The organism is Paenibacillus sp. SZ31 (genome assembly GCF_012912005.1).
Classification (GTDB): Bacteria; Bacillota; Bacilli; order Paenibacillales; family Paenibacillaceae; genus Paenibacillus.
On record NZ_JABBEA010000001.1, the window covers coordinates 507,461 to 520,405 of the forward strand.

General features: G+C 45.9%; 13 protein-coding genes. 2 read left to right on the top strand and 11 right to left on the bottom strand.

The features are described from left to right. Nucleotides 1–27 precede the first annotated feature (27 nt). A complete protein-coding gene (locus HF638_RS02355; RefSeq protein WP_169478696.1) occupies nucleotides 28–1,587 on the top strand; it encodes a histidine kinase N-terminal 7TM domain-containing diguanylate cyclase in 1,560 nt (519 codons plus the stop codon). Nucleotides 1,588–1,845: 258 nt separating this feature from the next. Here the strand turns inward: HF638_RS02355 and HF638_RS02360 are convergent, their stop codons facing one another. The 4 genes from HF638_RS02360 to citZ form a co-directional block, all read right to left on the bottom strand. Next, complete coding sequence (locus HF638_RS02360; protein ID WP_169478697.1) at nucleotides 1,846–2,271, bottom strand: hypothetical protein; 426 nt, start codon at nucleotides 2,269–2,271, stop codon at nucleotides 1,846–1,848. A gap of 135 nt (nucleotides 2,272–2,406) precedes the next feature. Then, nucleotides 2,407–3,348 (bottom strand): malate dehydrogenase, encoded by a 942-nt coding sequence (gene mdh / locus HF638_RS02365; RefSeq protein ID WP_169478698.1) that lies wholly within the window; start codon nucleotides 3,346–3,348, stop codon nucleotides 2,407–2,409. Nucleotides 3,349–3,363: 15 nt separating this feature from the next. Then, the gene (gene icd / locus HF638_RS02370) at nucleotides 3,364–4,656 is read right to left on the bottom strand and encodes an NADP-dependent isocitrate dehydrogenase (protein ID WP_036609828.1); all 1,293 of its coding nucleotides are present in this window, start codon (nucleotides 4,654–4,656) and stop codon (nucleotides 3,364–3,366) included. Nucleotides 4,657–4,803: 147 nt separating this feature from the next. Further along, nucleotides 4,804–5,916 (bottom strand): citrate synthase, encoded by a 1,113-nt coding sequence (citZ, locus tag HF638_RS02375; RefSeq protein WP_169478699.1) that lies wholly within the window; start codon nucleotides 5,914–5,916, stop codon nucleotides 4,804–4,806. A gap of 528 nt (nucleotides 5,917–6,444) precedes the next feature. On the opposite strand from citZ, the gene ytvI reads away from it, so the two are divergent. Further along, the gene (gene ytvI, locus HF638_RS02380) at nucleotides 6,445–7,563 is read left to right on the top strand and encodes a sporulation integral membrane protein YtvI (protein WP_169478700.1); all 1,119 of its coding nucleotides are present in this window, start codon (nucleotides 6,445–6,447) and stop codon (nucleotides 7,561–7,563) included. Between the two features lie 97 nt (nucleotides 7,564–7,660). Here the strand turns inward: ytvI and HF638_RS02385 are convergent, their stop codons facing one another. From HF638_RS02385 to HF638_RS02415, 7 genes are all read right to left on the bottom strand, one after another. After that, on the bottom strand, nucleotides 7,661–8,059 hold the full coding sequence (locus HF638_RS02385; protein WP_062833549.1) for an FxsA family protein: 399 nt from the start codon (nucleotides 8,057–8,059) through the stop codon (nucleotides 7,661–7,663). A 7-nt stretch (nucleotides 8,060–8,066) separates the two neighbouring features. Beyond that, entirely contained in the window at nucleotides 8,067–8,603 is a 537-nt protein-coding gene (locus HF638_RS02390) for an acyl-CoA thioesterase (protein WP_169478701.1), read from the bottom strand. A 101-nt stretch (nucleotides 8,604–8,704) separates the two neighbouring features. Then, the gene (pyk, locus tag HF638_RS02395; protein ID WP_017689492.1) at nucleotides 8,705–10,132 is read right to left on the bottom strand and encodes a pyruvate kinase; all 1,428 of its coding nucleotides are present in this window, start codon (nucleotides 10,130–10,132) and stop codon (nucleotides 8,705–8,707) included. Nucleotides 10,133–10,237: 105 nt separating this feature from the next. Then, a complete protein-coding gene (locus HF638_RS02400) occupies nucleotides 10,238–11,269 on the bottom strand; it encodes an acetyl-CoA carboxylase carboxyltransferase subunit alpha (protein WP_169478702.1) in 1,032 nt (343 codons plus the stop codon). After that, nucleotides 11,270–12,163, bottom strand: a complete 894-nt coding sequence (gene accD / locus HF638_RS02405; protein ID WP_036609844.1) for an acetyl-CoA carboxylase, carboxyltransferase subunit beta — start codon at nucleotides 12,161–12,163, stop codon at nucleotides 11,270–11,272. It lies immediately after the preceding gene. Between the two features lie 63 nt (nucleotides 12,164–12,226). Beyond that, nucleotides 12,227–12,481: a hypothetical protein gene (locus tag HF638_RS02410; protein ID WP_017689495.1), complete on the bottom strand. Its 255-nt coding sequence runs from the start codon at nucleotides 12,479–12,481 to the stop codon at nucleotides 12,227–12,229. Between the two features lie 87 nt (nucleotides 12,482–12,568). Further along, nucleotides 12,569–12,757: a hypothetical protein gene (locus HF638_RS02415; protein WP_017689496.1), complete on the bottom strand. Its 189-nt coding sequence runs from the start codon at nucleotides 12,755–12,757 to the stop codon at nucleotides 12,569–12,571. Between the last annotated feature and the right edge of the window lie 188 nt (nucleotides 12,758–12,945).

Genomic DNA, 12,945 nt, shown 5'->3' on the forward strand with positions numbered 1-12,945 from the left:
ATTCTAACCTGACATGGAGACCTGACAATGGAATCGCACATTAATTCATATATAACACTTGTAGCCACTTCAGCCGTGCTGAATGTCTTTTTGTGTTTATATACCTATTTCAGAAGATCCGAAATCCCAAGTGCCAAAGTATTCATTCTCTACACTGCAGCACTCTCCATATATACCTTCGGGTATGCCATTGAGCTGGCCAGCAACACGCTGGAGCAAATGAAGTTTTGGACCACCGTGGAGTATATAGGCATGCCCTTCTCCGCATCTCTTGGTCTCATCCTGATGATAAAATATACCGGAAGAACGTTATCCAAAAAGGTAACTGCCGCGCTGTTTGTAATCCCTTCCATTACGCTATGTATGGTAGCAACCAATGATTTTCATCATCTTTTTTATAAAAAAGTATGGCTAAGAGAAGATAGTCCCGTACCCCTGATGGATATCGCAGTAGGCCAATGGTATGTTGTACACGGTGCCTTCACGTTCTCCTGTTTGTTGTGTGCCTGCCTCATTCTGATTGGGCAATGGAAACATACCAAGAAGATGTATCGTCGTCAGTTACTTACTCTGATTACTTCACAGATTATTCCCATGGTCGCAGCTTTCCTGTATTTGCTTGGTTTGACGCCAGGCGGGATGGACCCTGTACCGGTGCTCATGTGTATCACATCTGCCATGTACATCTGGGCGATTCTATCCTCTCGTCTCCTGACCATCGTGCCGATCGCCAAGGACAGTATTTTCGAGAGCATGCGTGAAGGTGTTATCGTACTGGATAGCTCCAATCGTCTGGTCGATTACAACCGATCTATGCGTGACATGTTGCCAGAGATTAATCCGACCATGATTGGGCGACCCTTGGATGACATATGGCTTAACCTCGCTGGAGAGACTTTTCCGGTTGAATACGGCAGGGAAGGATTGCAAATGGATCTGTACTGGCAGTTAAATGGAGAGACCGTATGTTATCAGGTCAGGACATCTTACGTTTTTAACAAGGATGCACAGACCGTGGGTAGTCTGATTATGCTTATCGATATCACGGAGCAACGTTTCTTGCAAGAACAACTGAAGCAACTGGCTTATTTCGATGGTCTGACCAAAATTTATAATCGCACTCAATTTTTGCATAAAGGTCGGGAAATTTTAAGTGAAGCTCACCTTAACCTGCAACCTGCCTCATTTATATTATTTGATATTGATTACTTTAAACGCATCAACGATACGTACGGGCATGATGTTGGCGATCAGGCCATCATTCATGTTGTCTCCGTCTGTAATCGTTACCTGAACCCTGAGATGTTGTTCGCACGTTATGGAGGAGAAGAATTCGTGATCGCTCTTCCGAATACCTCACTTCAGGAAGCCGAGAAACTTGCAGAGCAACTAAGAGTTGCCTTGTTGAATGAACCGCTCGATGTTCAGGGAGCCCCTATTACGCTGACCTCAAGCTTTGGTATTGCTCAGTATAATGGAGGTGCGGATTCGCTGGAGTCCTTGTTACGCGACGCTGACACTGCCTTATACGAGTCCAAGCGCAATGGTCGGAATGCAGTTCGTGTACATGCTGTAAGTACAGTCTAACCAATACAGACCGTGTCTGATGGGATATGTTTAGGGATATGTTTGATAGCCATCTCTGTAACTCCATTTCACATACCCTGACTGTCGACCTCATCATGGCAACAACTAAAACAGACAGCCCAAAAGGCTGTCTGTTTTTCATTTGTTAACGTAAAGACCATCTACATCTCATCGAGCTTGTCCTTATTACGTGTGCAAACGCTTAAGATACCGCTATCAATACATATCTTAATGATGAATTAACCGTGCACAACGTGCTTAGATCACCTGGCTATTCACCATCAGGTACACCATGATTAGCAAGAATACAGCCAAAAGTGTACTGAACATACGGATCTTGCTTTGTTCTGCCCCTACATCACGCTTGTTTTTCACACCTTCTGCAGCAAGCCGCAGCGGTTTACCCATAATTCCTCCAATAGCCGCAATAGCCAAGAGCAGAACGACAACAACAGCCATCCAGATATGAGAATACTCACCTTTTGTCATCAGGTAACCGCCTGTAAGAAGTTGGATCACAAGTCCATATTGCGCGACTTTGTTCAAAGAACGAAGCGACGCAAATGCTCCCTCTTGTGCTGCAGCATTCAAAGTACGGATTTTACCGACCACGAATGGCAGAATCAAATAGAATCCCATCGCCAGCGCTCCAACAATATGGAGCAGATACATAATCATTCCCAAAATTTTCATCCTCCTCAACATTTTCGGTGTGCTATACATCACATCCCATTATACTGGGGAACTTATCCAAAGAAAAGAAAACCTCCGGGTTTACCGGAGGTTTTCTCTCTGTTTCTGTTCAAAAAGTTTTCAAACTTACAGGTTTACTACCGAAATGACGTTGCGAACCGAATCAGCTGATTTGTCCAATCCTGCTTTTTCTTCTGCGGTCAGTTCAAGTTCGAATATTTTCTCAATGCCGTTACCACCTAGAATGGTTGGTACACCGAGGAACAGATCATTGTAGCCATACTCACCTTCAAGATAAGCGATCACTGGAATGATGCGTTTCTTGTCCTTCAAAATCGCTTCGGTCATCTGAACGAGTGAAGCCGCCGGTGCATAATATGCACTGCCGTTACCGAGCAGATTCACAATTTCACCACCGCCAACGCGTGTGCGCTGAACGATGGATTCGATTCGGTCTGCCGGAATCAGCGTATCGATCGGAATGCCACCTACGCTTGAATATCGAACGAGAGGTACCATATCGTCTCCGTGGCCACCAAGAACGAATCCACGAACGTCTTCAACAGATACATTCAGCTCTTGCGCAATGAAGGTACAATAACGTGCTGTATCCAGAACACCTGACTGACCGATAACACGGTTTTTAGGAAAACCCAGGGTCTGATAAGCTGCATAAGTCATCGCATCAACCGGGTTGCTTAGAATAATGACGATGGAATCAGGGCAATATTTTTTCACATTTTCACAAACGGACTTCACGATACCCGCATTCGTATTGACCAGATCATCGCGGCTCATACCCGGTTTACGGGCGATACCCGCCGTGATGATTACAATCTCAGAACCTGCAGTATCTTCATAGTTGGAAGTACCGACGATATGACTGTCAAATCCTTGAACCGGACTTGCTTCCGTCATATCGAGTGCTTTCCCCTTCGTCGGGTTCTCCAGTTGAGGAATATCAACCAGTACAACATCCCCGAGTTCCTTTTGGGCAAGCATCAATGCGGTCGTAGCTCCGGTAAACCCGGCGCCGACTACTGTGATTTTTTTGCGCTGAATAGTCAAGATTCACATCTCCCCTTACAGGTTTTTAATGATTTGATCAGCGAATTCAGAACATTTCACTTCAGTAGCGCCGTCCATCAGACGTGCGAAGTCATACGTTACTGTTTTATTGTTAATGGATGTTTCCATACCTTTGTAGATCAGGTTAGCGGCTTCCTGCCATCCCAAGTGCTCAAGCAACATTACACCGGACAGAATAACGGAACCTGGGTTCACGACATCTTTGTCCGCGTATTTAGGTGCAGTACCGTGAGTCGCTTCGAAGATAGCATGTCCTGTTACGTAGTTGATGTTCGCTCCAGGAGCGATACCAATTCCTCCAACTTGTGCAGCAAGTGCATCGGACAGATAGTCACCGTTCAGGTTCAGGGTTGCGATTACATCGAACTCGCCTGGACGAGTCAATACTTGTTGCAGAGCGATATCGGCAATCGCATCTTTCACGATGATTTTACCAGCATCTTCAGCGGCTTTTTGTGCTGCATTCGCTGCATCTGTACCTTCGTTTTCTTTGATGATGTCGTATTGTGCCCATGTGAATACTTTGTCAGCGAATTCTTCTTCAGCCACTTCGTATCCCCAGTTTTTGAAGGCACCTTCGGTAAATTTCATGATATTACCTTTGTGTACCAATGTAACCGTCTTACGGTTATGGTCAATTGCGTACTGAACTGCTGCACGTACCAAACGTTTCGAACCTTCGGAAGAAACTGGTTTAATACCAATACCGGAAGTTTCAGGGAAGCGAATTTTGTTAGCACCCATCTCTTGTTGCAAGAACTGGATTACTTTTTTCACTTCTTCAGAACCTTCAGCATACTCGATTCCTGCATAGATATCTTCCGTATTCTCACGGAAAATGACCATGTCTACCAGCTCAGGACGTTTTACCGGAGAAGGTACACCGTCAAAATAACGAACAGGACGCAGGCATGTGTACAAGTCAAGCTCTTGACGCAAAGCTACGTTCAGAGAACGGATACCGCCACCAATTGGCGTAGTCAATGGTCCTTTGATTGCTACGATATACTCGCGAATGGCTTCAAGCGTATCATTCGGCAACCACTCACCGTATGTATCGAATGCTTTTTGTCCAGCAAACACTTCATACCATGCAATTTTTTTGTTGCCATCGTATGCTTTTTCAACAGCTGCATCCAATACACGTTTGGAAGCTTTCCAGATGTCACGGCCTGTACCGTCACCTTCGATAAATGGAATGATTGGGTTACTAGGTACTTGAAGTGTACCGTTATCAATTTGAATTTTTTCGCCTTCAGTTGGGTGAGCAAATTTTTCTAATTTCATAGTTAAAATTCCTCCTAGGTTTTGTATATGCAGTATTCATCATACCACTAGTCTTGTTGAAGGAAGGGTCCTGAGAGCCCAAGTAAGTAAAGCCCCTGCTTTCCAACCCTTCACCTCGTCCTTATTATTATACTGGTTTTGCGTCTATTAGCGAAGTTCAATAGAAACGTATTTCTGTTCAGTAGGGCCTGTGTACTCCGCACGTGGACGAATGATGCGATTGTCCGCAAGCTGTTCCAAAATGTGCGCAGTCCAACCAGACACCCGGCTGATGGCAAAGATCGGCGTAAACAATTCCTGTTGAATCTCCAGTTGGGTATATACAGAAGCAGAATAGAAGTCTACGTTTGGCTTCAGTCCTTTTTGTCCTGTTACCAGTTCCTCGATCTTCACAGACATATCATACAGGCGTGTGTCATTGTTCAGCTCGCCCAGTTCTTTGGACATCTTCTGCAGATGTTTAGCACGTGGATCACCGTTTTTGTATACGCGATGTCCAAAGCCCATGATCTTTTCACGGTTGTTCAGTTTTTCCTGAATTGCCGCTTCCAGACGATCAGGCGTACCGATCTCATTCAACATTTTCATAACGGCTTCATTAGCACCGCCATGCAGTGGTCCCTTCAGTGCGCCAATGGCGGAAGTTACACCGGAATAGATATCCGACAGTGTCGCAACCGTTACACGGGCTGCAAATGTCGAAGCGTTCAACTCGTGATCCGCATGTAGGACAAGCGCTTGGTCCAATGCTTTTACTGCGGTCTCGGATGGTTCTTCACCAGTCATCATATATAAAAAGTTCTCTGCGATGGAAGCGCCTTCTTTTGGAGCCACAGGTTCTTTGCCCTTACGAATACGGGCGATGGCTGCCACAATCGTTGGCAACTGTGCTTGCAACTTAACGGCTTTGTTCTCATTCGCTTCCGTTGTCATCTCATCCGCTTGCTCGTCATACAGTGCAAGTGCTGAGATTGCGGAACGAAGTGCTGCCATGGTGCTGACGTTTTTCGGATACAATTGGATTTGTGCAATCAACTCGCTCGGAATCGGCGCGTAATCGCTCAGGCTTTTGCGAAGGGATTTCAGTTCATCTGTTGACGGCAATTTACCAAACCACAACAAATAGGCAACTTCTTCAAAGCTGGCATGTTCAGCCAAATCGTCGATATCGTAACCACGGTATGTAAGCACACCGTCTACAATAGAGCTGATCGAAGAGGTTGTTGCAACGATGCCTTCCAGACCTTTGGTAGCTGTCATATTACATCTCTCCTTTAATAAGCGAAATCAGGAACCATTCCAGAGTGTCATATAAGTGCCAAAATGCACCTATCCTCTTTTTGTAAACATTTTCATTTTGAAATTACCAAATAATCCAAAATACGGTTTTCCTATCTGTCAATCGGTATTTACTTATAACATCATACTGGATTTTGTCGTTTATGTGAACATGATGAGAGATCATTCGCACATCAAACTTCTTTATCGGTCCGATAAAGCATTTTTGAAAGCCTTTACAAAAACAGGGTTGACATTTAATGTTTTTTAACCAATTCTGTCGTATGAAGAACTTTCTGTTGCTATATTCTGTAATACTGAGGCATACTCTAGGCAAAAGAATGATTTGGGTAGAAGCTGTTCAAAAGCCCCTTTGAACAGCTTCTGGTAACATCCCGGCGTTTCAAAATCTTGTAAATGCTCTATATTAATTAAGATAGCCATCTATTTCTAATACTGTTTCATGGATCATACATAGGTCGGCTTAATTGAAATAAGGAGAGTTGATGCTTGGATAGAATTATAATGAAACGTCTGCTCCGCGGCTTATGGGTGATTATTGCGACCGTTCTGATCGCCGTTTCCATATACTTACTGTTTCCGCTCTTATACCCTTTTGCGATCGCCTGGATTATCGCTTACGCCATGAATCCATTGGTGAAGCTGCTTCAGCATCGAGCACGATTCCCCCGCTGGCTGGCTGTGACTCTTTCATTGATCCTTTATTTTGGAGCCATTGCGGTGGTCCTGTCTGCGGCTATTACCCGTATGGTGAAAGAAGTCATTTCACTGACGACAAGCTTCGATCTCCACGTTGATGAGATCAAAGACACGTTTGTGCGCTGGACTCAGAATGACACGATTCAGAGTTTGATTGCGCAGATCAATGAGTTTTACAAGGAAAATCCGAACTACCAGGAAACCATCAACAGCAATATTAGTAAAACGACGGAAACGGTGGGTACAGCCGTGACAGATCTGGTCACCGGATTTTTCAACATGATTCTAAGTCTGCTGACCTCCCTACCTAACATGGGCGCAGTATTAATCGTTGTTCTATTATCTACGTTCTTCATTAGCAAAAGTTGGACCCGGCACAGCATCACCGTCTCAGGTTGGGTACCCTCTTCCATTCGCAAGCCGATATCCGACATATGGACTGACCTTAAGAAGGCACTATTCGGATACGCAAGAGCACAATTGATCATGATCTCAATTACAGCACTATTCGTCATGATTGGACTGCTTATACTGCAAGTCAATTCAGCCTTCACCATCGCTCTGATGATTGGCTTGGTCGATCTGCTTCCTTATCTGGGTGTTGGTCTGGTCATGGTGCCTTGGGCAGCATACCTGTTTATGAATGGGGATCTGTATCTGGGGATTGGCATTAGTGTTATCTATCTTATTTTGCTGATCGCCCGTCAGATTATTGAACCCAAGGTACTTGCCAGCAGTGTAGGACTCGACCCGCTCGCCACGCTGGTTGGCATGTTCGTAGGTTTGAAGCTGTTCGGCGTTCTGGGTTTGATTATTGGTCCTGTCAGTCTGGTCATCCTCGATGCATTCAATCGAGCTAACGTATTACGCGACCTCAGAACATACATCATCAACGGACGTGTCCGATGAGGCATGACCATATGAGCACGCAGGAAAAATAGAAAAAAGCTTCGCTCAACAGAAATTATCTGCTGAGCGGAGCCTTTTTTGCATAACAACTAGGTCCTCATTTCGGACGACGATAGAACGTGATGTTGCCACTTTTCATTTTTTTCTCCAGCCAACCCAGGAAGAACAGACGGTATACCGGACGTGTTAACGGAAACACTAGTGTAAACCCGATCAGATCCGTTACAAAGCCTGGAATCAAAAGCAAGAAACCACCGACAAAAATAAAAAGACCATCAACCATTTTTCTTCCAGGTACCTTGCCGCGCTCCATCTCGGATTTGGCGTCCACAAGTACTTTTCGCCCTTCAAACTGCAACATTGCTATACCAATCAAGGACGTGAGAATCATGAGAAGCAATGTCTTTCCGGCTCCAATCCAGTCACTCATCAGAATGAAACCAAATAATTCTATCACCGGAATGATTAATAGTAAAGCCCACATCCATTTTCGCATTGACGTATTACCCCTTTCCCGAAAGCCACACCTTTTCAAGCGCGCTGTATAGCTCAGAGGCTGCCTTATCCAGCCGAACCGGCTTCCAGTCTCCATTCACCCATACATGCTGGGTAGAACCTGTAACCAGCCGTTCACCGGGGAGTGATTCATCAGCTGACCATACCCGTTCTCCAATCGCCATATGCTCATCAGGTTCTTCAGACATGCGCCTTATGTCGTACTCATAGTTCAGTCGCAGACCACTAAATGCAGCAATACGGGTGAAAATGATAATCTCATCATCATATCGGGCAGGTTTGTGATACTTCACATCCAGTCCGGTTACGGGAAGCAGTAACCCCTGTTCCTCCATTTTACGATATGTATACCCCATTTGGCGAATCATCTCAGTGCGACCGATTTCAAACCAGTTCAAATAGTTCGCGTGATAGACCACGCCCATCTGGTCACTTTCTTGATAGCGTACACGAAGACGTGCCGCATACCAGCTACCGTTGATCTGTTCTTGCACGTTATCGGCCTCCTTCGCTCTACCATTCATACGTGTTACATCCCTGTAAAGTGTCATTAAGATGGAAAAAAAGCAACGGGACAATAACGCCCCATTGCTTCTTTCCTGATGCTTTTCCATCCAAAACGCAATTAAGCGTTGTTTGGAATTTGGCTTACTTTAATCAGGTTCGTAGAACCGGAACGTCCCAAAGGTACACCTGCTGTGATCACAACGAGGTCTCCTTCTTTAACAAGTCCGGATTTTACGCCGCCTTCAATTGCATTTTCGAACAAAGCATCCGTGGAATCAACCAGTCTTCCTTTGACAGGAGTTACACCCCAAGCCAGAGCCAAACGACGGGAAGTTCTGTCTTCCGTTGTCACAGCGATGATTGGAGATTCTGGACGATACTTGGAAATCATGCGTGCAGTGTGTCCTGATTCAGTCGAAGTAATGATCGCTTTCGCGTTCAAATCTTGAGCTTGGAGGGCAACAGATTGGCTGATTGCTTCTGTAACGGTTGTTTGTTGAGCAACACGTTGTTTCAGGTACAGCTCTTGGTAAGGCAGAGCAGATTCTGCTTTTTCAGCAATACGGGACATGGTCAGAACGGATTCAACTGGGTATTTACCCGCAGCTGTCTCACCGGACAACATGATTGCGTCCGTACCGTCGAAGATCGCATTCGCCACGTCACTTGCTTCCGCACGTGTTGGACGCGGGTTACGCTGCATGGAATCCAGCATTTGTGTAGCTGTGATAACCGGTTTACCTGCAACATTACATTTTTGGATCATGCGTTTTTGTACCAATGGTACTTCTTCCGCAGGAATCTCAACACCCAGGTCTCCACGAGCAACCATCAGGCCGTCAGACACTTCAAGGATTTCATCGAGGTTGTCGACACCTTGTTGGTTTTCGATTTTGGAGATGATTTGGATATGTCCAGCATTGTGTTTTTCGAGCAATTCACGAATCTCAAGTACGTCACTCGCTTTACGAACAAAAGAAGCCGCGATGAAATCGACACCTTGCTCAATACCGAATACGATATCGTTAGCGTCTTTTTCAGTGATACCCGGCAGAGAAATGGCAACGCCCGGAACGTTAACACCTTTTTTACTTTTGATCGATCCGCCGTTAACGATACGGCATTTGATCTCGGTGCCTTGCACTTCCACCACAGTCAGTCCGATCAGACCGTCGTCGATCAGAATTGTAGATCCCGGTTCAACATCATTCGGAAGATCTGTATACGTAATGGAAAGACGTTCTTTGGTGCCCAGAATTTCTTCTGTTGTCAAAGTGATGTACTCGTCTTGAACCAATTCAATCGGCTCAACTTCGAGTTTACCTGTCCGAATTTCCGGTCCTTTGGTGTCCAGCAGGATCGCTACTGTTTTGTTCAACTCTTCGCATGCTTGGCGAATCGCAATGATCCGTCCGCCGTGCTCATCGAAATCACCGTGGGAGAAGTTCAGACGGGCCACATTCATACCGGCCATAATCAATTTTTTGGTGTTCTCCAGAGATTCACTGGATGGACCAATGGTACATACAATTTTCGTTTTGCGCATTTTGGGTTTCCTCCGATTTTAAAGGTATATCTCTTTATCTATTTTTCTTTTTCCAACTATTAAATTTACTATACTTTTACTCATTTGTATAGGAAATTCGTCACATTATTCAGCATTTCCCGACAAATTACTCGCCACATCGACTTCTACAGGCTCTTGAGGGGCTTCAATGGGCGCTTGAGGTTCAAACGTGACCGATCCAATTTTACGGAATTTCTCATAACGATCCTGTTTCAGCTGATCCCCGCTCCAACCCTTCATCTCGTCGAGATGACGGACCAAAGCTTCGCTGATGAAAGCAGCAGACGCTTCATAATCCCGATGAGCACCGCCGCGTGGCTCAGGGATAATATCTTCAATGACTTCCATCTCTAGGAGGTCTTTGGCTGTTATTTTCATCGCTTCAGCCGCCTGATCTGCCTTGGATGCATCTTTCCAGAGAATCGAAGCAGCCCCGTTCGGAGAGATCGCAGAATAGATCGCATGTTCCAGCATCAACACACGATTACCCACAGCCATAGCGAGGGCACCGCCGCTTCCACCTTCGCCGATGACCACAACAATAACAGGGACCGAAAGTTTCGCCATTTCCATCAGGTTGCGAGCAATAGCTTCCGATTGACCTCTCTCTTCTGCAGTATTACCCGGATACGCCCCTTTAGTATCAATAAACGTAATAATAGGACGGCCAAATTTGTTCGCTTGTTTCATCAGACGCAGCCCTTTTCGGAAACCTTCCGGATGAGCGCTCCCGAAAAAGCGGGCGATGTTATCCTTCGTATCTTTCCCCCGCTGTTGTCCAATTACCGTTACTGTCTTTCCATTCAACTTGGCAAGCCCACCAACAACCGCAAGATCGTCTCCGAACATGCGGTCACCGTGCAGCTCAATGAAGTCCGTAAATATCAGCTGGATCAGGTCCAGCGCCGTTGGGCGCTGCTGATGACGAGCCAGATGCATCTTCTGAGCTGCCGTTATGCCAGTGTAGATCTCTTCTTCAAGTCTATGGTAACGTTCTTCCAGGCGGGCAATCTCGTCCGTGAAGTCGATGCCTTTTTCCTGTCCAAACTGTACGAGTTCATCAATCTTTTTGCGCATCTCAACCAGAGGCGCTTCATATGGCAACTCACCCGCCATTTAGACCCCTCCTTTTTCACTATGCATATCCAGAAGCTTGCCAAGAGTGGCCCGTAGTTCTTTCCGGTGTACAACCATGTCCAATTGACCGTGTTGCATATTAAATTCAGCCGTCTGGAAATCATCAGGCAACTTCTGACGGATCGTCTGTTCGATAACGATTCTGCCGGCAAAACCAAATACAGCGCCAGGTTCGGCAATATTAATATCGCCCAGACTCGCAAAACTTGCCGAGACTCCACCAGTCGTTGGGTCCGTAATGACCGAAATGTACAGCCCGCCCTGTTCATCCAAACGGGATAAAGCTGCGCTTGTTTTGGCCATTTGCATAAGACTGAGAATACTCTCCTGCATCCGTGCACCACCTGATGTGGAGAAAATAATCAATGGCAAGCGTTTCTCTGTTGCATGTTCAATGGCACGGGTGATTTTCTCCCCTACAACCGAACCCATGCTACCTGTGAAGAAATCAAAACTCATAACAGCCACAACTACAGGCAGGCCATCAATAGTTCCTTCCCCCGTAATTACCGCTTCCTTAAGACCCGATTTCAGGCGCTGTTGTTCCAGTTTGTTGCTATATCCGGGAAAGCCAAGTGGATCAACCGATATCATATCAGCGTCAAACTCAACAAACCCTTGATCATCAAGTACCATAGCAATGCGCTCCATAGCGTTAAGGCGCATATGGTAACCGCAAGCAGGACATACTTTCAGATTTTTCTCCAATTCCTTGCTATATTGAATGGTGCCGCATTTGCTGCACTTGTTCATAAGCCCTTCAGGTATTTCACGTTTTGGGCGTTCTAGGACTTCCTGGCCTTCGCCGGGAAGTGCACGCTCGGAAGGTATGGTAGCGTACTTCCGTTTCTTCTGGAATATATCTTTGAACACAACTACACCTCTCCAGCCGTTGATTTGATGGCCGCAACCTGCAGTGCGCTGCTTGGGGCAGCTTCATCCGCGTGCTACGGTAAACCGCTTACGACCCACACGCTGCCATGGGCCTTGTCCAGCATTCACAACAAAAAAATCCGCCGGTACAGGGCAAGGATCAGCGGCTTCTGTCAGCACGATTGATGTTACCTGCAATAACCGAAAGATTGTTGCGCCGATGTTTGAATCTATCTTGGTAGGGTCTCCGGGAGCAACCAGGTCGGTCCTTGTCCTAACAAAAAAAGAAGGAAGGACAGCAGCATACAATACATGCAAGTCGATTCCTCTCTCCGCTTACGCGATTAGTCCCTTATGTACCGATGGTACTTCTTCATCTGCCAAGGCACGTCGATGTCGAACGAATCAGGAATGCAGAATAGAATTCAACACTTCCTGGACCTCTTCCAATTCCCCAGAAGGGACGCGAATCTCAAATTGCTGCTTGGATAAACTGATGGGACGGGTCTGTACCAGAAAACCTTCTTCCGAAAGCTTGGTCTTGATCTTGTCCGCAACCTTTGCTGTCGGCGCAATGTAAATCACCGTCCACATGCCTTGTCCGCCCCCTAAGCTAATGTTCAGAGCCCGTATATTGGACTAATGATAACATACCTCACTTTTTTTCTGCAAGAAAGGGTTCGGGACCTTTGGGGAGAATTCGGGATCATGAGGGACGTTTGTCCCCCACGAATAACTCATATGGTTGACGAAATCTTATTGTTCATCCCCTTCGATAAGCA